17 protein-coding genes are annotated in these 21,955 nt (G+C 51.1%); 4 read left to right on the top strand and 13 right to left on the bottom strand.

Annotated features, from left to right (window positions below):
• Positions 1–26 precede the first annotated feature (26 nt).
• Positions 27–1,295 (top strand): diaminopimelate decarboxylase, encoded by a 1,269-nt coding sequence (locus JSQ97_RS07660; protein WP_205075510.1) that lies wholly within the window; start codon positions 27–29, stop codon positions 1,293–1,295.
• A gap of 103 nt (positions 1,296–1,398) precedes the next feature.
• Here JSQ97_RS07660 and JSQ97_RS07655 read toward each other — a convergent pair whose 3' ends face one another.
• The 4 genes from JSQ97_RS07655 to argH form a co-directional block, all read right to left on the bottom strand.
• Positions 1,399–2,292, bottom strand: coding sequence for a hypothetical protein (locus JSQ97_RS07655; protein WP_205075509.1), 894 nt, complete (start codon positions 2,290–2,292; stop codon positions 1,399–1,401).
• Positions 2,293–2,412: 120 nt separating this feature from the next.
• Positions 2,413–3,081, bottom strand: coding sequence for an amino acid ABC transporter permease (locus tag JSQ97_RS07650; protein ID WP_205075508.1), 669 nt, complete (start codon positions 3,079–3,081; stop codon positions 2,413–2,415).
• The gene (locus tag JSQ97_RS07645; protein ID WP_205075507.1) at positions 3,082–3,906 is read right to left on the bottom strand and encodes an amino acid ABC transporter substrate-binding protein; all 825 of its coding nucleotides are present in this window, start codon (positions 3,904–3,906) and stop codon (positions 3,082–3,084) included.
• A gap of 197 nt (positions 3,907–4,103) precedes the next feature.
• Positions 4,104–5,519, bottom strand: a complete 1,416-nt coding sequence (gene argH, locus JSQ97_RS07640) for an argininosuccinate lyase (protein ID WP_205075506.1) — start codon at positions 5,517–5,519, stop codon at positions 4,104–4,106.
• A gap of 119 nt (positions 5,520–5,638) precedes the next feature.
• Between argH and JSQ97_RS07635 the strand changes: the two genes are divergently transcribed.
• Positions 5,639–6,565, top strand: coding sequence for a P83/100 family protein (locus tag JSQ97_RS07635; RefSeq protein ID WP_205075505.1), 927 nt, complete (start codon positions 5,639–5,641; stop codon positions 6,563–6,565).
• A gap of 146 nt (positions 6,566–6,711) precedes the next feature.
• Here JSQ97_RS07635 and JSQ97_RS07630 read toward each other — a convergent pair whose 3' ends face one another.
• From JSQ97_RS07630 to JSQ97_RS07600, 7 genes are all read right to left on the bottom strand, one after another.
• Positions 6,712–8,211, bottom strand: coding sequence for a carbon starvation CstA family protein (locus tag JSQ97_RS07630; protein WP_205075504.1), 1,500 nt, complete (start codon positions 8,209–8,211; stop codon positions 6,712–6,714).
• A 645-nt stretch (positions 8,212–8,856) separates the two neighbouring features.
• Positions 8,857–9,225 (bottom strand): metal-dependent transcriptional regulator, encoded by a 369-nt coding sequence (locus JSQ97_RS07625; protein WP_205075503.1) that lies wholly within the window; start codon positions 9,223–9,225, stop codon positions 8,857–8,859.
• A 138-nt stretch (positions 9,226–9,363) separates the two neighbouring features.
• Entirely contained in the window at positions 9,364–11,067 is a 1,704-nt protein-coding gene (gene ilvB, locus JSQ97_RS07620; protein WP_205075502.1) for a biosynthetic-type acetolactate synthase large subunit, read from the bottom strand.
• A 15-nt stretch (positions 11,068–11,082) separates the two neighbouring features.
• Complete coding sequence (gene ilvD / locus JSQ97_RS07615; RefSeq protein WP_205075529.1) at positions 11,083–12,762, bottom strand: dihydroxy-acid dehydratase; 1,680 nt, start codon at positions 12,760–12,762, stop codon at positions 11,083–11,085.
• A 164-nt stretch (positions 12,763–12,926) separates the two neighbouring features.
• Complete coding sequence (locus tag JSQ97_RS07610) at positions 12,927–15,044, bottom strand: leucine-rich repeat domain-containing protein (RefSeq protein ID WP_205075501.1); 2,118 nt, start codon at positions 15,042–15,044, stop codon at positions 12,927–12,929.
• A gap of 129 nt (positions 15,045–15,173) precedes the next feature.
• Positions 15,174–16,436: an alcohol dehydrogenase catalytic domain-containing protein gene (locus tag JSQ97_RS07605; protein WP_205075500.1), complete on the bottom strand. Its 1,263-nt coding sequence runs from the start codon at positions 16,434–16,436 to the stop codon at positions 15,174–15,176.
• Positions 16,437–16,939: 503 nt separating this feature from the next.
• Positions 16,940–17,545, bottom strand: a complete 606-nt coding sequence (locus JSQ97_RS07600; protein WP_205075499.1) for a LemA family protein — start codon at positions 17,543–17,545, stop codon at positions 16,940–16,942.
• Between the two features lie 485 nt (positions 17,546–18,030).
• On the opposite strand from JSQ97_RS07600, the gene JSQ97_RS07595 reads away from it, so the two are divergent.
• Both JSQ97_RS07595 and JSQ97_RS07590 read left to right on the top strand, forming a co-directional pair.
• Positions 18,031–19,425 carry an ATP-dependent 6-phosphofructokinase gene (locus JSQ97_RS07595; RefSeq protein WP_205075498.1) on the top strand — a complete coding sequence of 465 codons (1,395 nt, stop codon included), beginning with the start codon at positions 18,031–18,033 and terminating at the stop codon, positions 19,423–19,425.
• A 1-nt stretch (position 19,426) separates the two neighbouring features.
• Positions 19,427–20,140, top strand: coding sequence for an IMP cyclohydrolase (locus tag JSQ97_RS07590; protein WP_205075497.1), 714 nt, complete (start codon positions 19,427–19,429; stop codon positions 20,138–20,140).
• Positions 20,141–20,164: 24 nt separating this feature from the next.
• Here JSQ97_RS07590 and JSQ97_RS07585 read toward each other — a convergent pair whose 3' ends face one another.
• The gene (locus tag JSQ97_RS07585) at positions 20,165–21,616 is read right to left on the bottom strand and encodes an MBL fold metallo-hydrolase RNA specificity domain-containing protein (protein WP_205075528.1); all 1,452 of its coding nucleotides are present in this window, start codon (positions 21,614–21,616) and stop codon (positions 20,165–20,167) included.
• A 143-nt stretch (positions 21,617–21,759) separates the two neighbouring features.
• Positions 21,760–21,951, bottom strand: coding sequence for a hypothetical protein (locus JSQ97_RS07580; protein ID WP_205075496.1), 192 nt, complete (start codon positions 21,949–21,951; stop codon positions 21,760–21,762).
• Positions 21,952–21,955 lie beyond the last annotated feature (4 nt).

Here is a 21,955-nt window from a genome sequence, read left to right as displayed (position 1 = left end):
TCGATTTCTGATGACATGGATGATATATGAGTTTCGATTTTCCGCTCACGCACGATGAGCTTTTAAATTTAATAAAAAAATTTCCGACGCCCTTTTACCTCTACGATGAAAGGGCGATCCGCGAAAACATGTGCCGCTTTACAGAGGCGTTTTCCGCCTTTCCGAAGTTCCGCGAACACTTCGCCGTAAAAGCGATGCCGAATCCCTATATGCTTAAAATCCTCGCAGAAGAAGGATGCGGCGCCGACTGCTCGAGCTTACCCGAACTCATACTCGCCGAATTGGCGGGCATCGAAGGGGAGAGCGTCATATTTACGTCGAACGAAACGCCTGCTCCCGAATTTCAATACGCGTACGAACACGGTAACCTCATCAACTTGGACGACATCACGCACATCGATTTTTTAAAAAATGCGCTCGGCGGCAAATTACCGAAGCTGCTCTGTTTCCGCTACAATCCCGGCCCGCTCAAGCAAGGCGGCAACGCGATCATCGGAAAACCCGAAGAAGCGAAATACGGCCTCTCGCGCGAACAGCTTTTCGAAGCCTATGCGCGCTGCAAAGAAGAAGGCGTCGAACGATTCGGACTCCATACGATGGTCGCTTCGAACGAACTCGATCCCGATTTTTTTATCGACACGGCGGATATCCTCTTCGATCTCTGCGTCGAAATAAAACAAAGGCTCGGCATAAAAATCGAATTCGTCGATTTGGGCGGCGGGGTCGGCATTCCGTACAGGCCGGAGCAAAAAGCGGTCGACCTCGGTTATGTAGCGCGCGGCATCAAAAAACTTTACGACGAAAAAATTATTAAAAATGATCTCGATCCTATGGGCATCTATTGGGAATGCGGCAGACCCGTCACCGGCCCCTACGGCTGGCTTATCACAACGGCGATCCACGAAAAACACATCTACCGCGATTATATCGGAGTCGACGCGTGCATGGCGGACTTGATGCGGCCGGGCATGTACGGCGCCTATCACGAAGTGACCGTCAGCGGAAAAGAAAACGCGACAAAAGACCGCGTATATGACGTCGTAGGATCTCTATGTGAAAACTGTGATAAATTCGCAGTACAGAGGAGTTTGCCGAAAATCGATATCGGCGATATTTTAATAATTCACGATGCCGGCGCACACGGCAGGGCGATGGGATTCAACTACAACGGAAAGCTCAGAGCGGGCGAAGTGCTCATGAGGAACGACGGTTCCTTCAAAGAAATCAGACGGCGCGAAACGATCGCGGACTATTTTGCAACGCTCGATTTGGCAGGCGTAAAAGATTTTACATAGCAGAAGCTTTTATACGGCACGAACGAAAATCGATCAACAAGTCCGAACGGAGCGTCGGGGTATTAAACTTCCCGCGCGCGAATAATCGGCGACCATCCTACGCCTAGTGTAAGCGCTCCTCTTTCGGCAAGTATCGCTGAAATTCTTTATGCTCTGCGACGAAGGTTCGCGCCGCAGTTCCGTAATCCTCCCACGTCGATTCGAACAGCTCTTCCACACCCGGAATGCATGCGATATCGCTCACCATAAGATAGTGATAATCGATGTGATTTTTATTAAAAAAATCCCGGACGCTTTGCACGGAATTGTACAGGACGTAAGCGACAAAGGTCGAGCACACGAATTTCTTTTGCGCTTTTTTATTTTCCGCATCGTTTATCGCTTCTATATCTTTTTTCGACGCATAAAACTTTTCCAGCGATCTGTCGTTTTCCGCCGTAAACAATTTTCGCTTCAGCGCGCGATTGGCGATCTTGAAATTTTTATCGACATCGTAGCGCACGTTTTTATTTTCCATGAGCATACGGATCGCTTTTTTGCGTTCTTTACCCGTCGCTTTGATCGCGTACAGCACCTGTTTCGACGATGCAGCATCGCACTGCTTCGTATAGTTATTCGTTTTCGTATCGGTGCAGCGTTCTCTGTCGAGCTGCGGACGAGACATCAACGTGAGTCCGAAAAAATCGTCACGCAAATCGAAACCGATGCTCACGTGACTTACCGGAAGCGGATTTACGTCTATCTTTGAGATGCCGTTTTTAAGGATATTCGCTACGTAAAACGGAGAAGTGAGCTCAGGATCGTAAAAACGCAAAAAGATGTACGACTCGTCGGCGTCGCTCTCAGCCGTACCGATCCGGCTCGTAAAATTTTCATCGGTCAAAAAAAGCTTTTTTTCCGTCTTCGTCGAAGCGCAGGAAACCGAAAAAAAAGCGCACGCCGTGATGCTCAACAACAATATGGTTTTTATTGATTTTATTAATCGCTTTTTTATCATCGTTCAATCATCCATAGACCGCAGCTTTTACGATCGGTTCATACACTATAGTGAAAAGCGAGCGACGTAACAAGCGGCAGAATTTTTTATTTTTGATTTTTATGCAAGCGGCATTGTCCGCTAACGATAATAAGCGAGTTTCGCTTCGATGCGCGCAAACGCGATTTCAACGCCCCAATTCATCAAAAGGTAAAAAACGCCCGCGACGAAGAGCGGCATAAACGAAAAGAGGCGGCTTTGCGTTTCCTGTGCGACGCGCAAAAGTTCGGACACCCCGATAACTTGGACAAGAGCGGTATCTTTCACGAGCGTTATCGTTTCGTTGCCCATTGCGGGCATGATGCGCTTGACGACTTGCGGCAGGATGATATACAAAAAGGTTTGGCGCTTCGTATAGCCGAGCACTTTCGCCGCTTCGTATTGTCCTACGGGGATCGATTCGATACCGCCGCGGTAAATCTCGGCAAAGTAGGCAGCGTAGTTCACGATGAGTGCGACAAGCGCTGCGAGAAAACGCGGCCACGAGACGCGAAAATCGGTACCGAAATTGTTGTTGAACCAAAGACACAAAAGGCTCGGACCGAAGTACACGACGAGCAGCTGCAACATGAGAGGCGTTCCGCGTATGACGAGCAAAAACGCTTTTGTTGCCCCCGAGAGTATCCGGTTTTTCGCCATACGACCCGCACAGAACGGAAGGGCGAGCGGGAGCGCGAAGATCAGCGTTAAAAAAAACACTTCGATCGACGTTGTACTCCCGTGCAGCATCGCCTGCAGTATCTTGGTCATCTAGTTACCGATCACCGAAATATCGCGGCCGAACCACTTTACCGAGACGGCGGTAACCGTTCCGTCTTTTTGCATATCTTCCAATACGCTCTGTACTTTGTTGCGCAAGGCGGCGTTCCCTTTGCGGAACGCGATCCCGTAATTTTCATAAGAGAGCGCTTCATCGATAACGGTAAAGGGTTTCCCCGTTGCGGCGATGCTGTAGTTTGCAACGACGCTGTCCATGACGACGCCGTCGACGCCGCGGATTTCAAGGTCGTTGAGCGCGGTAACGTTGTCTTTCAAAAGCACCTGTCCTTTGAGCGAGCGCAAAAACTCGACGTTTCCGTCGACGGCTTCCTGTGCGCTCGAACCGCTTTGCAGAGCGATCGTCTTTCCCGCCATATCTTTCAGAGATGCGATACCGCTGTCGTTTCGCACGACGAGCACTTGCGCATTTTTCAGATACGGCTTCGTAAACGAAAGCGCTTGTTCACGTTCTTTCGTCATCGTAAAGCCGTTCCAAATGCAGTCGATTTTGCCGGTGTTCAGCTCCATCTCTTTCGCACCCCAATCGATGGGTTGCGCTTTAAACTCCACGCCGAGCCGCTTGGCCGCTTCTTTTGCCAAATCGATATCATAGCCGACGATTTCGCCGTCAGCATTGCGAAAGCCGAGCGGAGGAAACGAATCGTCGAGTCCGAGCACAAATACGCCGCGCGAGATGAGATCGTCAAGCGATGTATCGCGGGCGGAAGACGCGTTTTGTTTTTTGCAGCCTGTGCTTCCCAATACGATAGAGAAAGCGAAAAGCGAAGCTAAAAATACCGTTACCGTTTTTTTCATTTTTATCTCCAATAAAGATTTTTGCAGAACCTTGCGGCAAAACGATATTTCACTTGTTTTTTACCGCGCATTCCGCAAATAAATTAATAATATATATATCAGGCGATGCATTTTCTCTTTACGCGCAGCATCCGCGCGTTTTACATAGTACATCCGACAGTTTTTATGCCCCGCAAAGAAGCGTTTGCCGATCCGCGTCAGAGCCGTTTTTTTACAAAATCTTTCAGCGTTTGTATCTGCTCCGCAACGCGCTCGGCAGCCGGCCCACCTTCGGTTTTTCGCGAAGCGACGCATGACTTCGAATCGATGAGCGGGTAGATATCGTCTTCGATGCGATCCGAACAAGCTTTAAAATCCTTGATCGGAAGTTCTTCGAGTCTGCACTTTTTTTCGATCGCGGTGCGCACCGCTTGAGCCGCAATGCCGTGTGCCGTGCGGAACGGGACACCCTTGCGCACGAGGTATTCGGCGACATCGGTCGCATTGAGATAACCGTCTTCGCAGGAGCTTTCCATGCGCGGCACATTCCACGATGCAGAGGCGATCATATCAGTAAAAACCGACACGCAGGCGCTCACCGTGTCGAATGCGTCGAAAAGGCTTTCTTTGTCTTCCTGCATGTCGCGGTTATATGCGAGCGGCAGCGCTTTCATCATCGTCAAAAGCGCTACGAGATCGCCGTATACTCTGCCCGTCCGCCCACGGATGAGTTCGGCAAAGTCGGGATTTTTTTTCTGCGGCATGATCGAACTGCCGGTCGACCACGTTTCACTCAATTCGATAAACGAAAATTCCGACGTAGACCACAGCACGACCTCTTCGGCGGCTCGCGAAAGGTGCATCTGCAAAAGCGCAAAGCACGATGCGAATTCGATGCAGTAGTCGCGGTCGGAAACGGTGTCGAGCGAATTGGGCGTAACTCCGTCAAAGCCGAGCAGTTCCGCTTCGAGTTTTCTGTCGAGCGGAAGTGTCGTTCCGGCAAGGGCTCCGGCCCCTATCGGTGAGCGCGAAATGCGTTTAAGCGCATCGGAAAGCCGTTCCCAATCGCGCGCAAAGCTCCACGCCCACGCGCACAGATGATGAGCGAGCGTCACCGGCTGTGCGTGCTGCATGTGCGTAAAGCCCGGCATAATCGATTGCGTGTGGCGTTCGGCGATACCGGCGAGCGTTTCGATGAGGTGCGCAATCTTTTTTTGCAGTTCGGGGATCGTCCGCCTGAGATACAGCCTTTCGTCGAGGGCGATTTGATCGTTTCGGCTCCTGCCCGTATGCACTTTTTTGCCCGCTTCTCCGATCCTGTCGGTGAGCGCGGCTTCTATAAACGAGTGAATGTCTTCGGCGGAAGCATCGACGGGAAGCTTGCCCGACGCCATATCGGCATCGATCGAGTCGAGCGCGGCGATAATTTCATCGGCTTCTTTGCGCGAGATTATATCCGTACGCGCGAGCATTTCCGCGTGCGCCTTGCTTCCGAAAATATCATCGCGAGCCATGCGCCGGTCGGCGTGAATTGAAGTTTCAAACGCGACTGCCTCTGCGTCCGGCCCTTCGGAAAAACGGCCGTGCCACAGAGCGGCGTGATTGTCCCCGGTCATCGTACCGTGCGTATCCATAGTTTCGCCAGTATACACTACATTGTTTATTTTTACAATGATTTGTATACTGTATAGGTACGAATGGCAAATTCACAGGCAAAGCCGACTTTGTTCGTCGACTTTTACGGGAGTGCGTTATGGTAAAAAAATTATCCGTCATCGTTTCGGCGCTGCTTTCGGCAAGCGCTCTCTTTGCCGTCCACATCGATACGGCGCTCCTCGATACGGCAAAGCGCGTCGATTATATCGAAGATACGTCCCCCGTGCCGAAAAACGAATTCAATACCGCAAAGCAGATACGCGATATGGGGCGCAGACTCGGCGGAAGCATTAAACGGCAGGATGCACAGCATAAAAACGGCGAACCCTATGCATCCGGCGCTCCCTCAAAAAAATACCGCGCGCGCCGCATCCCTTCGTCGGACTCGCTTCCCGGAGCCGACATCATCTACATTGCGCCGAACGCGAAAGTCGGAACGATCAAAGCGCTCGCCTTTGTCGTCTCCGGCTACATGGAAGCGGCGTACGGCTTACCCGTAAGCGAAGCGGATGAGCTCGCGCAAAAAGTGTGCTGGTGGAATACGAATCACTACGACGATCGCAATTATTTTACAAAGCATTTCAACGCGCTCATACTCGAATCGTTTTCAGATGAAACGGCGGTCATAGGTCTTGCCGACTCGTATAAAAACTGGGCGGGACACGCGCGCATCGTCATCCCCTTTGCGCCCGAAAAAATGCGGGATATACAGGCGGCTGCAAAAGAGGGCGAAAAACAAAGCGCAAAAAGCGATGCGAAAAATAAAGTCGTGAAAAAAAACGGGATGCCCGATACCGAAAAAGATGCGGCGCAAAATAAAAAAGACGGCGGGAGCGCGGGAGCGATGCAGACCGGCGCGGATAAAAACGCGGCGGATGCAATGCGAAGCACGCTGCAAAAAGAAGCGCTGCAATTTAAAACCGTGCCGGCAAATTATAAAATCCTTTTCGGCGCTTTGTGCCTTGCGGCTCTTTTGCTCATCGTGCTGCTCGTGCGGGTCGTCATCGATATGGTAAAAAACTGACCGGCCTCACAAAAGAAGAAATCGAAAAGTTTTAACGCAAATACTCTCACTTCGTACACAGGACATCGTAAAACCCGTACATAAAAAAGCCGCCCGACGCCATCGCTGACGTTCGGGCGGCTTTTACGCATCATGCGCCGTATGATTTATTTGCGGCCGATGATCGTTTTATTTTGCAGTTCGAGGCTGCGCTTCGGATTCAAATAAATTCTGAACATAAACATGCAGAGGAAAACGACCGCAAAGACGATACCTACCGCATAGGAAATCGTAATGCCCGTCTGTCCGAGCCGCACGAGGTTGAAACACTCGGGCGCATAGCAGAGATAGGTGATCGATACGGCGGACATAAAGGTCGCGGGGATCGCGGCAAGCCAGCAGCGGTTTCTGTTCGGATAATTCGTCGCAAGATAGGCCGCACCCGCCCACAATACGATCATTGCGAGCGTTTGGTTCGACCACGAAAAATACCGCCAGACGACGCCGTACTTGATCCACGAAATACCGTAGCCGATCAAAAGCAGCGGAGTTGCAATCGAAAGGCGAATCTTGAGATCTTTTTCGTTGAGCTTGAACCAATCGAAGATGACCATACGCGCGCTGCGGAATGCAGTATCGCCGGACGTGATCGGACAAGCGATAACGCCGATAAGCGCGATCGCCCCTCCGACTTTTCCGAGAAGACCCGTACAGATCGCATATACCGATTTCGGGTTTCCGCCGCCCATTTCAAGCATCGCTTTAAGACCGGTACCGGCACCGTCTTTGTTCCAGAAAAATGCGATTGCGGCAGATGCCCAAATCATCGCGATGATGCCTTCCGCGACCATCGCACCGTAAAATACTCTGCGACCCTCTTTTTCGTTCCGTAGCGTGCGCGAAACGATCGGCGACTGCGTTGCGTGAAAGCCTGATATGGCGCCGCAGGCAACAGTGATGAACATAAGCGGCCAAATCGGTTTTTGCGTTGCCGCAGGATAGAGGTTTTCAAGCGTAATTTCCATCATCGGGCGGACGCCGTTGTTTATCATCGTCGCAACCGAAACGCCGACCGCCATGAGGATGAGGAAGATGCCGAAAATCGGATAAAAGCGTGCGATGACTTTATCGACCGGAAGCAGCGTCGCAAGGAAATAGTAGACGAGGATGATTACCGTCCACACTTTTACGTTGAGCCACTCGGGCGTCAAAAGCGCGAGCAATCCCGCCGGCCCTACCATAAAGACGACGCCGACCATGACGAGCAAAACGACGCTGAATACGCGCATGACGCTCATCATAACGGGTCCCAAATATTTCCCCGTGATTTCCGAAATACTCGCACCGTCGTTCCGAACGGACAGCATACCCGAAAGATAATCGTGCACCGCACCGGCAAAAATCGTACCGCCGACGATCCAGAGGTAGACGCTCGGTCCCCACAATGCACCCGAAATCGCACCGAAAATCGGTCCGAGACCGGCGATATTCAAAAGCTGAACGAGGAAAGCGCGCGGCGTCGAAATCGGAACGTAGTCGATACCGTCAGGATTTGCCATAGCGGGCGTCACCCGATTCGCATCGGGCTGGAACACTTTTTCGACGATCGTTCCGTACACGAAATACCCTGCTATAAGCAGACCGATACACAGAAAGAAAGAAACCATACATCCTCCCTAAAAATTTTGGGGGAAACTTGCAGCGGCGCTTCATGCAAGGCGCAAGTTCCTAAAAGTTTTTAGCCGTGTGCGTAGTCCGCTCGGAAGACCCTTACCCCGACGCTTCCGGCGGGCGCACACGTTAAATAATAAATAATTCATACGATTTTACGCACAGGCCGTGATATGCACTTTACGCAAAATCGAGATAAAGTCGACACTTGTCGCCGATCTTTATCGTCCATACGACCGCCATATAAACCACAAGTGTAATAAATACAGCTTATTGTAAACATTATACACCCGTTTTTGCAATTTGTAAAATAAAAATTGAAAGATTATGAAAAACGAAGAAATCACATAAAAGGCGGAAAACCGTTTCAGTAAAAAAAATTAAAATCGATACAGGAACTACGGACGAAACGGATCGGCCAACCCGCCCTTTGCGGCTCGCTCACGCTCGGCGTCCTCGCTCCGCTGCGGTCGCTGCCTGCAGCCCCGCGCCGGGCGGGCGTAGGCGAAAGACGCCGCTTGTTCCGCGATCGGAAGATCGAAAGAGGGGAGGGTACACCGCTTCGGAAGACCGCGGCGAATGGCAGGTCAAGCAGCAGGGAGTACAGCCGAATATAGTTTCCGTTGCAGTTACCCTGTAAATTATTTTTTATTTTTTTTCATCCACTTTTCGATACCCGCAACGATGTCGGCATCGATATCGTGTTCGACACGGCATGCGTTTTCTTCAGCCTGCTCTTTGGAAACGCCGGTGATCTTTACAAAAAAATCGGTAAGCAGGCGATGGCGGGAATACACGTTCGTCGCTTTTTCAAGCCCCTTTTTCGTAAATTCGAGTTCCGTACTTTCGCCGTCTTCGAGATAGCCGTCACGCTTCAATATGCCGACAGCCCTGCTCACGCTCGGTTTGGAAACGCCGAGCTTTTTCGCGATATCGACCGAATGAACCGTACCTTTTACATTTTTTACTCTGAGGATCGCTTCAAGGTAATCTTCGCCGGACTCGTACATAGAGGCCTCCGTTTCCGTCGCATTTTTAAAGTTACCTCTAAAAACTGCAGTCTTTAGAGGTTCCCTATACGACATATCCAGTATACCGCATGTATCGATTAATTGCCACCTTTAAAATGCGGCTTTAAAATGCGGCTCTTACAGGTCGATATCCATCATAATGCGGTCGACGGATTTTCCGGGCGGGATCATCGGAAGTACCATTTCGTCTTTGTCGATCGCAGCGTCGATCACCGCAGGCTTTCCGGACGCGAGCGCCGTATCAAAAGCTTTTTTGAATTCCGCTTCATCGGTAACGCGGACGCCTGTCACTCCGTAGGCATCGGCGAGCTTTACGAAATCGGGTGCAAAATCGAGCGTTGTCGCGCTGTAACGCTTTTCGTAAAAGAGCGTCTGCCACTGACGGACGTTTCCGAGTGCGCCGTTATTGAAAATGATAATGATGATCGGAAGACCGTACCGGCTTATCGTCGCAAGTTCGTTGCAGTTCATGCGGAACGAACCGTCGCCGGCAAAATGTACGACGGTTTTATCGGGGTTCGCAAATTGCGCGCCGATCGCCGCTCCCGTGCCGAAGCCCATCGTCCCCAATCCACCCGACGTAAGAAAGGTGCGCGGTTTTTCGAAATGATAAAAGAGCGCCGTCCACATTTGATGCTGCCCGACTTCCGTCGTGACGATCGTATCGGAAGGAACCCTGCCGTTGACATATTCGAAAATCGCTTTCGGAGAAAGCTTACCGCTTTGCTTCCAACTCGGCGGAACTTCGGCTTTCCATTCGTCTATCTTCGCATTCCAGTCGGATGCTTTTCTTTTTTCGACGAGGGGTAAAAGACGCGAAAGCGCATCTTTGATGCTGCCGACAAGGGAATCGTCGACCGAGATGTTTTTGTTCACTTCGGCGGGATCCACGTCGATCTGCACGATCTTCGCCTTTCCTGCAAATCTCTTGGGATCGCCTATGACGCGATCGCTGAAACGCGTGCCTATCGCAAGCAGGAGATCGCATGTATCGACAGCCGTATTCGATGCCTTCGTCCCGTGCATACCGATCATCCCCGTCGAAAGCGCGTGCGTGTTCGGAAAAGCGGACTTTCCCATAAGACTCATCGAAACGGGGATCTGCGCTTTTTCGGCGAGCGCTTTGAGCTCTTCGCACGCGTTCGATATGATCACGCCTCCGCCCGCGTAGATAAAGGGCCGCTCCGACGCATTGATGAGCGAGGCGAGTTTATTGATTTTTTCGTCGGGGATGTCGCATACTTTCATAATGCGGTGCAGACTCGCTTTGCCCTTCGTGAAGTGCGCGTCGAGCGGAGCCGGAACGTAATCGCAGGAAGCTGCCGTGACGTCTTTCGGAATATCGATGAGTACGGGACCCGGGCGCCCCGTCTTTGCGATAAAAAACGCTTCGCGTATCGTGTCGGCAAGCTGTCCGACATCGCGCACGATAAAATTATGCTTCGTGATCGGCATCGTCACGCCCGTGATATCGATTTCCTGAAAACTGTCTTTGCCGAGCAGGGGCGCTATGACGTTGCACGTGATTGCGACCATGGGAACGGAGTCCATATATGCCGTCGCGATACCCGTAACGAGGTTCGTCGCGCCCGGCCCGCTTGTCGCCATGACGACGCCGACTTTACCGCTCGAACGCGCATAGCCGTCGGCTGCGTGCGAGGCGCCCTGTTCGTGAGCGGTGAGGATGTGGCGGAGGCGTTTTGCGTTTTTATACAGTTCGTCGTAGATATTGAGGATCGCTCCTCCGGGGTAGCCGAAAACGGTATCGACTCCCTGTTCGATAAGACATTCTACAACGATTTGCGCACCGGTATATTTCATTGACCATCCTCCGCGTTACTGTAAAATCGCGCCTTTGTCCGCAGACGACACGAGCTTTGCGTAGCGGACGAGATATCCCTCCGTCGCTTTCGGAGGCGGTGCCTTCCATGCGGTCTTTCGCTTTTGAAGCTCTTCGTCGCTTACTTCGAGCGTGATCGTGTACGCGTTTATGTCGAGCGTGATTTTATCGCCTTCGTGTACGAGCGCTATCGGTCCGCCGACGGCCGCTTCGGGAGAGCAGTGTCCGAGGGATGCGCCGCGCGTTGCACCGCTGAAGCGCCCGTCGGTGATGAGCGCGACGTCTTTGTCGAGATCCTGTCCCGCAAGAGCTGCCGTAACGGCGAGCATTTCGCGCATGCCCGGCCCGCCTTTCGGCCCTTCGTAGCGGATGACGACGACGTCGCCCGGTTTGATCTCTCGCTTTTGCACCGCCGCCATCGCATCCTTTTCGTCGTCGAATACGCGGGCAGGCCCCGTGTGCTTCATCAATTCTTTTGCACAGGCGCTCCGCTTTACGACCGTACCGTCGGGCGCGAGATTGCCGAACAAAACCGCAATGCCGCCGTTGGGTGAAAAAGGATTTTCGATCGGTCGAATAACCGAAGGATTTCCGTTGACGGCGTTTTTAATATTTTCGGCGATCGTCTTTCCGGTAACCGTGATCAAATCGGTTTTTATCAATTGTTTTTTTGCAAGCTCGGCGAGGACCGCTTCAACGCCGCCGGCGTCGTCGAGTTCGTTCATAAACGTGTGACCGGCCGGAGCGAGGTGACAGAGGTTCGGAGTTACTTCGCTGATATCGTTTATCATGTGCAGATCGATTGCGACGCCCGCTTCGTGCGCGATCGCCGGAACATGGAGCACCGTATTGCTCGAACAGCCGAGCGCCATATCCGCCGTAAGCGCGTTTCGAAACGAATCGGGCGTCATCATGGAACGCGCGGTGATCCCCTTGTCAAACATTTCCATAACCTGCATACCCGCTCGTTTTGCCAGGGCTATACGCCGCCCGGTCACCGCGGGGATCGTCCCGTTTCCGGGAAGCCCGAGACCGAGCACTTCGGTGAGGCAGTTCATGCTGTTCGCCGTAAACATACCCGAGCACGCGCCGCAGCCGGGACACGCACGCTCTTCGAGCTCTTTGAGCTGAGCCTCGTCGATTTTTCCTGCAGCGACGGCGCCGACGGCTTCAAACATATCGCTTAAACTCAAACCCTTTGCCGCGTAGGGGTTCGAAGAATCGGTTACGTGGCCGGGCATCATCGGGCCGCCTGAAACGACGACCGTCGGAAGATTGAGGCGGGCGGCAGCCATAAGCATGCCGGGAACGATTTTATCGCAGTTCGGGACGAGCACGAGCGCGTCGAATTGGTGCGCTTTCGCAACGCATTCGATCGAATCGGCGATAAGCTCGCGCGTTACGAGGGAGTATTTCATTCCCTCATGCCCCATCGCGATACCGTCGCATACGCCGATCGCCGGGAATTCTATAGGCGTACCGCCTGCCATGCGGATGCCCGCTTTTGCAGCTTCGGCGATGCGGTCGAGTTCGAAATGCCCCGGAATGATTTCGTTTTTCGCGCAACACACGCCGACGAGCGGGCGGCCGAGCTCTTCGTCCGTATATCCCATCGCATAAAACAGTGAACGGTGCGGCGCACGTTCTATACCTTTTTTTGCATTATCGCTTTTCATCTGTGCCATTGTGAACCTCTGTCGGTCAAAATCAAGATACCCCGACGTACGAATAAAATATCGGTCTATCCTAATCCATCGAGGCGATGTTCGTCAAGCGATTTTTGAATAAATATTTCAGTTTTGCAGTTATAATTAATTTGCGGAAAAACGGTGTTCCGAATTTATGCCGAATAATCGTCCTGCAGCATCAATTTGATTATCTTCGTTTCGGGATTTCCCGCGCGCTCGTTTGAGCGTACGATCTGATCCGGGGCAAGGCTGATCCCCGCAAACGATGCGAAACGGCGCGCATCTTCGGAAAGCAGCGACATCTTCGAAGCGCTGCACGCGTACACCGTGTTGCGCTCGGCGATAAAGCCGGTAAACATGTGTGCGAACTCATCGTCGCCGAAGGGAAGTCCGTAATACATAAAAATCTTCGAATATTTGTGGATCGCCGCGATCCGACGCGAGCAGCTTTCAAGCGCTTTCGAAAAATGCCCGTTTCCGGAAGCGTCGAGCACGAGTCCTTCGGCAAACACGTAGAGGCTGTCGTTCCAATCGCTTTTGCCGCCTGCATTCGAAAGGCTTATGCATTCGTATTTTTTTGCCGCATCACCGATACGTTTCAAAAGCGAATCGCCCGAATGAGCGTATTCGTGTTCCTGCGCGCTCGCCGAAACCGTTATGTCTGCCGGCGTATTCTGCCGTAGGATATCGCTTTCCGCAACGAGCATATTGAGTTCGTCCTGCGAAATAGGCTTAAATCCGTCATCCGCCGCCTGTACGCTTTCCGATTTGACTTCGGAAGCTTTTTTGAAAATTTCATCGACACTTGATTGATTGATACTCGGCATCGTTTTTTTCTCCATCACATCACTTGATTCTTTATTATTAAATTTACAAATCTCGATTTCATCCGGCAGTGCATCGCCGTCAAAATTAATAATTTCCTCTTCACCATTTTCACCGGTGCCGCTTTCCATCATCGGTGCCGGAGCATCATGTACTTCCGCGTCATCCGTATCCGACTCGGCTTCTTGGGATGCTTCGTTCTGCGGGCTTTCCGAGGCGACCTCCGCTCCGGCTTCATCGACCGAAACTCCCGCGGCGTTCTCATCCGTTTCATTTCGCCCTTTTTCAGTAATGTCGGAATTATCGTTTTTTTTCGATAATGTTGCAACAGGTTCTTTTGCTTCGGATTCGCCGATCGTTTCGGCGGAAAAAGCCGCATCGCTTGCAGCCGGATTCAGGACGGCATTTTCGACGGTCGTTTCGTCAGCTTGGTCTTCGGCAAGATCGGGAACGGAGTTTTCCGCCCATCCGTGATCGTCCGATTTTTCCGCGGCGGCGTTATCTGTTGTATCGTCGTCATTTTCAACGATGGAAGAGTCATCGGTTATATCGCGGATTGTTTCGACGGTGGAAGAAACCGCATAGGTTGCATCGCCGATTTTTTCGCCGCCGCACGCTTCATCTTTACGTAACTCCGCTTTGTCTGCGTGTCCGTCGCCGACATCAGAACCGCCGCTTTCCTTACCGACGTTCCGATTATCGATTTCGTCGTCCGCTTCGTCTTTACGCGACTCCGCTTCGTACCGGTCGATTTCGGAAAGGTCTTCCTTTTCAAGCTTGCCGGAAGGCTCTTCATCTTCGTCCGTTTTAATCAATTTCGCCGCCGTCTTTTCAAAATCGCAGGGGCGGAGAACGATGACGTCGCCGTCTTTTTCGCGACGGTACAGACAGCCGTCCTTTTCATCGACATAAAAGACATCGTTATCTTCCGAGATTCGAATATGACGAAGCGACGAGCAGCCGGCAAACGCGCCCGCATCGAGTGTTTTGAGCGAAGAAGGCAATACGACTGCGGCGAGTTTCGTACAGTCCGCAGCTGCCCCGCTTTTGATCCGTTCCACCGAGTCGGGAATAACGAGCGATACGAGCGAGGTACAATACGAAAAGACGTCTTCCGAAAGCTCGGTGAGACCGGCGCGGAACGGGATCGATTTTAACGAGGCGCAGCCGGAAAACGCAGCCCTCCCGATCGAATCGACTTCGGGCGGCATAATAATTTTTTCAAGAGAAGAACAGCCCTCAAAGAGCCGCTCGGGAAGATAGCGCAGAGAAGACGAAAGCTTTATCCGTTTGAGCGAAGCGCAGCCGGAAAAAAGAGAGGAGGGTATGGCGGTAACGGAATCGGGAATATCGACGGATTCGATGCCCTCGTTTGAAGCGAAGGAAATAACTGCAGTACGGTCATCCGAAAGCAACAGTCCGCTTCTGTGAAAACCAGTGCGCATATCGGCATCATAACCCGAATAGCGAATTTTGTAAATTATGCACTCAAAGAGATGTGCAATCAAAGAGAAGACGGTAAAATCTTTGTACTTAGCGTCGGAATCGTTTCGTACGACAAGTACTGTAATCGCTTAGCGTTTATTGTTCCAATTGGCAAGCAGATATTTTTCCGCCTCCGCATTCCACAGTCCTTTATGAGCGTCTACGATATCGGCAAGTTGTCCGAAACGGGAGTCGCCCTCTCCGAGAGAGCGGAAATCCTCGATCGCGGTCAAGGGGAGATCGAGATGCGTATAGATCAGTTTTTTACCGCCCGGTATTTTCGGAAGCTCAAGCGTCGTCTGTACAGCGCTTGCAAGACCGCCTATATGCGTAACCATCACTGCAGGTTCGAGCTTTCCTTCTTCCGTCATGCGGAGCGATTCCGTCATATCGCTTACATTGCCGCCGGTCGTCCCGATAACGTGTGTTGCATTATAGTGGATGTCGTAAAAATTTATATCGGCAGAAAATTGTTTATCTGTCGGGCCTGCAAAAAAATTCAAACAACCGTCGCGCCCCAAAACGGCGGAGCTCAGTGTCAGAACCGAAGCAACCGGTGCAAAACAAAATACATCGTCGAAACCTTCCGGCGCGTAGCGTTTAAGCCGGCCTACAGGATCCGGGCTGTCGTTTGTGTTTATTATTTCGACCTGCACGCCGAGTTTTTTCATTTCGGCTTCGGGGAAAATTTTCTTTGCGCGCGCTATGCGTTTTTCATCGATATCGGTAAGCACGATGAGCGCCGGCCGTCTGTCGCAGTGAACGGCATACATCAATGCACCGAGTCCCATGGGGCCTGCCGCGGCGAGCAGCGCGAGCTTACCGCCTTTTTTGATCCCCATTTCGTGGGCGTATACTCCCATCTGCGTATGAAAGCACGCGTGAAAAGCGCCTATACAGCACGACATCGGTTCCGCAAGAGACGCTTCGAAATATGCATCGCCTTTATATTCGAGCAGACAGTCAAGCTCCATGACTTCGTGCGGCAAAATGCAGTACGTCGCATCGCCCCCGCAAAATTCATAGGAATATCCCGGAGACCACATTTCACCCTTATAGTTGAGCGCCGGCTGGATCGTAAACTTCATACCGGGCTTAAAGCGGGATGTATACTTTGACCCGACTTCTACGATATCGCCCGCAAACTCATGCCCGACTATCGCCGGATGTTCTGCGACATCGGGATGAACGCGTTTGTGTTTCGTTCCGAGTATGGCGCACTTATAGCTGGACATACATATACTGTCGGAAACCACTTTTACGAGGATTTCATCGTCTTTAATGGGAGGAAGTTCAAAAGTATCGAGACGTAAATCATTTGCTCCGTGTATGCGAACCGCTTTTACCGGCATTTCCAAACCTCTTTATGAATCAAGATAATTTTCGTTTCGATAATTATAAATATAATTTCGCCGAATGGCAACGGAGCGCCTCTCGAGTGCCCTCGAGTAAAGAAAACGGGCTTGACCTGATTTTTTGTGAATTATTATTTAAACCGATTGGTATAACCGATAGTTATTCCGATTGAAAAACCGGTTTCGGTTTTTTCAAATTTTTTTGACATATTATTTTCTTTGCCGGAATGATATACAAACATTAACGGGTAATAATTTAAATTAAGTCCAATGCCGGATCCTGACCTGAAAAAATATGTAATATAAAAAATATCAAAAGCAAAATATTTGTTTTTTTCATTTTGTATCTGTGTTAAAAAAAATAAATGTAAAACGATATTTTCTTATTTTTGGAAGATTCGGTTACCTCTAAAAACTGCAGTTTTTAGAGGTAACTTTGAAAATGCGAGTACTTCTTTTTCCGAAGTAAAAACATATCATCTCGATATTCGACTTGATTATTAAAACTGCACCTTGGGGGCCGACTGCGCTTCACCGTCCGCGCTGAAATATTGCTTTGCGGCAAATCTGCCGAAGGACGCGATAAAATTGTTCGGAAGCCTTCTGATATACGAGTTGAACTCTTGTGCCGCTTCGTTATAGCGCTGTCGTGCAACGGTGATGCGGTTTTCGGTTCCTTCGAGCTGATCCTGCAGTGCGAGAAAATTGGTGTTCGCTTTGAGTTCGGGATAATTTTCCGCGACGGCCAAAAGCCGCTGCAAACTTCCGGAAAGGCCGCTTTGAATTTGCTGGTAGCGCGCAAAGGCTTGGGGATCCGTCAAAATCGATTCGTCGACATTGACGACACCGCCTGCACGCGACCTCGCTTCCGCAACCTGCGTGAGTACGTCGCTTTCGTGGCTCGCGTATCCTTTGACGGTCGAAACGAGATTCGGAATCAAATCATACCTGCGCTGATATTGGTTTTGCACTTCAGCCCATCGGCTCGTGACGCTCTCGTCCATCGACACCATGTTGTTGTAAACCCCGCATCCGCGCGATGCGAATAAAACAACGATTGCCGCGGCTGCGATGAGCGCCGTCAGTCCCTTTGATAATTTTGCCATGATCATTCCTCTGTAAAATAATGTATATGCGTTTATACTATACCGCTTTTTCGCTGCAGAAATCTATACGCCATATTGAAAAAAAAAGCTATTATCTATAATATAAAACAATAAGAGGCGCGATAAAAAGCGACGTCTGAAATATCGCCGTCGTTGGAGTCTAGGGCCGAAAAACGCTGAAGCGTTTTTCTTTTATCGGAGACACTCGCGATTTCTGTGCATTGCTCGAAATCGCAGCGTTCTTATCTCGAGTTTGCGTGGATGTTTGCAGAAAACGTGTATACGTACCGTTTCGATAAAAATCGTATGAATACGATGCGCTGTATTTTGCAAACTCGACTATTCGACGTGTGCGCCGCTCGAAACTTCGCGCATACGCGCTCGTTGCGAGTCACGCGCACGGCTAAAAACTTTTTCGAAAGTTGCAATTTTGCTTGAAGCTTCGCTGCAAGTACCTGCAAAAGTTTTTATAAGAGGCGTAAAATATGACAGATGAAAAATATGATTTTACGATCGAAACGCTCGGACAGTGTAAAATCCCTTCTCCGATCCAGCTTTCCAATGTCATCGGAGATTTCCGCGCGAACTATGTCAAAGACGATTCGTTCGTGCGTTACCGTGTAAACGTATTTCACGGCGGCGAAGAAGACGATCAGACGCCGGCAAACCTCATGCAAAAAGCAGGCCCTCGTCAATATATCTATTTCGATCCGAATCACGTAAAGGCGGGCATTTGTACGTGCGGCGGACTCTGCCCCGGTCTCAACGATGTTATCAGAGCGATCGTGCGCAGCTTGTACTACCGTTACGGCGTGCGCCGCATACTCGGTTTTCAATACGGCTTCAAAGGTTTTTTCCCCGATCAGGGATTCGAAACGATCGAGCTGACACCCGACAAAGTCGACGAGATTCATAAGATCGGCGGTTCCGTACTCGGTACGAGCAGAGGCGGCGGCGACCGTGTTTCGGACGTGGTCGACTGTATCGAAAAGCTCGGCATCAGCATGATGTTTATCATCGGCGGCGACGGAACGCAGCGCGGCGCACTCGATATCGCAAACGAAATAGAGCGGCGCGGATTGAAAGTTGCCGTTATCGGTATTCCGAAAACGGTCGACAACGATCTTTTGTTCATCGACCGGTCGTTCGGTTTTGAAACGGCGGTGCAGCAGGCGAAGGAAGCCGTCGCGTCGATCCACATGGAAGCGCATTCGCAGATCAACGGCATCGGCTTGGTAAAACTCATGGGGCGCGAATCCGGATTTATCGCTGCCGAAACGGCGCTCGCGTGCCACGAAGCGAATTTCTGTCTCATCCCCGAAGTTCCGTTCGATATGGACGGACCGAACGGATTTCTTTCGTACCTCGAACAGCGCTTAAAAGAGCGTCATCACGCCGTCGTTATCGTTGCAGAAGGTGCGGGACAGGAACTGCTCACGAAGACGAATGAAACGGACGCTTCAGGCAATATCAAACTTGCGGATATCGGCGTATACCTTCGCGACGAAATCACGAAGTATTTTAAAAACAAGCACTTTCATATCAATCTAAAATACATCGATCCGGGTTATCAAATCCGAGCGGCCGTTACGACGGCGAACGATTCCATCTACTGCGAGCGCCTCGGCAACAACGCCGTCCACGCGGCGATGGCCGGCAAAACGAAGATGGTCGTCGGTCTCGTGCACGATAAATTCGTCCACATTCCCATAAGCGAAGTGACGCGCCATCGCAACGTCGTCGACACCGAAGGCGCGCTGTGGCGCGATGCGCTCGAAGCGACCGATCAGCCGATCCTCATGGTAAACAATATGGAATCCGCCCGCGAGCGCACGGCAAAGGCCGCCTGCGACAGCAGAAAAAAACCGAGCGAAAAATAACATGAAACCTCTTTCCCTCTCCGAAACGTTGAAACAAAACGAATATCCCGGCCGCGGCATCGTACTCGGGAAATCCGAAGACGGATCTGCCGCAGTGGCCGCGTATTTTATTATGGGCAGAAGCGAAAACAGCAGGAACCGCATTTTCATTTCCGACGGTGAGGGGATCCGTACCGAAGCTTTCGACGCTTCTAAAATGAAAGATCCTGCTTTAATAATTTACGCTCCGGTGCGCGTGCTCGGTCAAAATACGATCGTTACGAACGGAGACCAAACCGATACTCTGTACGAAGGCTTATCGAAAGGGATGACATTCGAACAGGCGCTCCGATCCCGCACATTCGAACCGGACGAGCCGAACTACACGCCGCGCATTTCCGGTTTGCTGCACGTCGAAAACGGATCCTGCGACTACGCGCTTTCGATCCTCAAAAGCGACAACGGAAATCCTGAAAGCGCGTGCCGCTTTACATTCGCATACGACAATCCGCAGGACGGCGTCGGACGCTTTATACACACGTACCGCGGGAACGGAAATCCGCTTCCGAGCTTTGAAGGAGAACCCGTGCCCGTCGTCATCCGCGGCGATATCGATGTCTTTACGAATCGAATATGGGAAAGCCTCAATGAGGACAATAAAGTGTCGCTCTTTACGCGTTTTATAAAACTTGCGACCGGCGAATGCGAAACGCGCATCGTCAATAAAAACGCTTGATCGGCCGAGTCCGGCATATCCGCGTTATTCGATTTCGTATGTTTCGCCGTATTTTACGATCGTCACATTCGGGTAGCCGTGTTCGGCGAGGTAGCCTTTGAAAAATGCCTGAGCGTCTTTTTCGCCGTGCACCATAAAGATCTGCTTGAGGCGGCTCGTGTCGATAGAGTCGAGCCAGGTCGTGATTTCCGTATAATCGGCATGAGCGCTGAACGCGTCTATCTGCTCGACCGACGCGCGCACCGCATAAAAGTCGTTCATTATCTTCACTTCTTTGTCGCCGTCGAGAATTCTGCGGCCGAGCGTGTTTTCCGCCATATAACCGACTGCGAGAATGATATTGCGTTCGTCGCCTATATTGTTTGCCAGGTGATGGAGCACGCGCCCTGCTTCGCACATACCGTCCGCGCTGATGATGATCATGGGACCGGCTTTTTTGTTGAGCGCTTTGGATTCGTCGACGCTTGCCGTAAAGTTGAGCGAGCTGAAGCCGAAGGGATTTTTGTGATGTTTTAAAAACGCTTCGTTCGTCTCTTCGTCGTAACATTCGGGGTGCACTTTGAACACGCTCGTTGCGTTCGTCGCCATCGGAGAATCGACGTAGATCGGGATGTTCGGTATTTTTTTTGCATCGACGAGCAAGTGCAGGTAAAACACCAATTCCTGCGCGCGTTCGATCGCAAACGATGGGATGATGATTTTTCCGCCGCGGCGAACGGCTTCATTGACGACGCGTTCGAGTTCGTGCATAGCGAACTCTTTTTCGGCGTGCTTGCGGTTGCCGTATGTGCTTTCGATGTAGATGTAGTCGGGCGCGGGTACTTTCGTTTCCGGATCGCGGATGATCGGCTGGTTGCGCCTTCCCAAATCGCCGGTATACAAAATGCGCGTTTCGTTTTCGCCCGCGTGTCCCGGATGCGGTGCGTTGATTCTTCCGTGCAGACCTTTTATCGTAACGCTTGCAAACGCCGAGCCGAGGATATGCCCCGCGTCGAAAAATTCGAGTTCGACGTCGGGCGCGATGTACATTTTTCGGTTGTACGAAAGAGAGACGATTTGATTTGCCGTCGTGATGCAGTCGCGTTCCGAAAACAGCGGCTGCCACGTAAATTTTTCGCTGCGCCGGTCGGCTTTCTTTTTTAAAAATTCGGCGTCTTTCGCCTGGATGCGCGCACTGTCCATCATGACGATGTTCGCTATGTCGCGCGTTGCGGGCGTTGCATAGATATTGCCGGTAAATCCCTTTCGCACGAGTACGGGAAGCTGTCCGCAGTGGTCGAGGTGTCCGTGCGTCAAAATCACCGCTTCGACTTTATCCGCTGCGATCGTAAAATTGCGGTTTTTTTCGTCGGCCGTTTTCCGCTTACCTTGAAACGCACCGCAGTCCACCATAAACGTACGCCCGTCGATTTCAAATATGTGTTTCGAACCGGTTACTTCTTCGGCCGCTCCGAGCGAATACAGCTTGATCCCCATCATACAACTCCTTGCATACGTATACTATTGCAATTTACCGCATTGCTCAAGTAAACGAATGAGAGCGGCGCTCGACGAATAATATTAACAAAAAAACCGCAAGGCAAGCCCTGCGGTTTTTTTTGTTGTTAAAACAGTGTATACTATTTCAATACTTTCGAAATGATGTATTTGGAAACGTTCATACCGGCTTTTTCGGCAAGCTTTTGAATTTTCTCCCATTTTACATCATCGCATGAAATAGAGTGCGACTTTGACGCTTCGGCAGGGTTCTTTGCTTTGCGTGGTGTTTTTTCGACCGTTTTTTTGACGGCTGTCTTTGTTGTTGCTTTCATATTA

It is taken from the genome of Treponema sp. Marseille-Q4523 (assembly GCF_016901105.1).
Classification (GTDB): domain Bacteria; phylum Spirochaetota; class Spirochaetia; order Treponematales; family Treponemataceae; genus Treponema_D.
This window is presented reverse-complemented; position numbering and strand designations above follow the sequence as displayed.

Bases quoted from the DNA above. Each gene is read 5' to 3' on its own strand.
- JSQ97_RS07635 (WP_205075505.1), top strand. From the start codon at position 5,639: ATGGTAAAAAAATTATCCGTCATCGTTTCGGCGCTGCTTTCGGCAAGC.
- JSQ97_RS07630 (WP_205075504.1), bottom strand. From the start codon at position 8,211: ATGGTTTCTTTCTTTCTGTGTATCGGTCTGCTTATAGCAGGGTATTTC.
- JSQ97_RS07610 (WP_205075501.1), bottom strand. From the start codon at position 15,044: ATGCGCACTGGTTTTCACAGAAGCGGACTGTTGCTTTCGGATGACCGT.
- JSQ97_RS07595 (WP_205075498.1), top strand. From the start codon at position 18,031: ATGACAGATGAAAAATATGATTTTACGATCGAAACGCTCGGACAGTGT.
- ilvB (WP_205075502.1), bottom strand. From the start codon at position 11,067: ATGAAATATACCGGTGCGCAAATCGTTGTAGAATGTCTTATCGAACAG.
- JSQ97_RS07660 (WP_205075510.1), top strand. From the start codon at position 27: ATGAGTTTCGATTTTCCGCTCACGCACGATGAGCTTTTAAATTTAATA.
- JSQ97_RS07585 (WP_205075528.1), bottom strand. From the start codon at position 21,616: ATGGGGATCAAGCTGTATTCGCTCGGAGCGGCCGAAGAAGTAACCGGT.
- JSQ97_RS07625 (WP_205075503.1), bottom strand. From the start codon at position 9,225: ATGTACGAGTCCGGCGAAGATTACCTTGAAGCGATCCTCAGAGTAAAA.
- ilvD (WP_205075529.1), bottom strand. From the start codon at position 12,762: ATGAAAAGCGATAATGCAAAAAAAGGTATAGAACGTGCGCCGCACCGT.
- JSQ97_RS07590 (WP_205075497.1), top strand. From the start codon at position 19,427: ATGAAACCTCTTTCCCTCTCCGAAACGTTGAAACAAAACGAATATCCC.
- argH (WP_205075506.1), bottom strand. From the start codon at position 5,519: ATGGATACGCACGGTACGATGACCGGGGACAATCACGCCGCTCTGTGG.
- JSQ97_RS07655 (WP_205075509.1), bottom strand. From the start codon at position 2,292: ATGATAAAAAAGCGATTAATAAAATCAATAAAAACCATATTGTTGTTG.
- JSQ97_RS07600 (WP_205075499.1), bottom strand. From the start codon at position 17,545: ATGGCAAAATTATCAAAGGGACTGACGGCGCTCATCGCAGCCGCGGCA.
- JSQ97_RS07580 (WP_205075496.1), bottom strand. From the start codon at position 21,951: ATGAAAGCAACAACAAAGACAGCCGTCAAAAAAACGGTCGAAAAAACA.
- JSQ97_RS07650 (WP_205075508.1), bottom strand. From the start codon at position 3,081: ATGACCAAGATACTGCAGGCGATGCTGCACGGGAGTACAACGTCGATC.
- JSQ97_RS07605 (WP_205075500.1), bottom strand. From the start codon at position 16,436: ATGCCGGTAAAAGCGGTTCGCATACACGGAGCAAATGATTTACGTCTC.
- JSQ97_RS07645 (WP_205075507.1), bottom strand. From the start codon at position 3,906: ATGAAAAAAACGGTAACGGTATTTTTAGCTTCGCTTTTCGCTTTCTCT.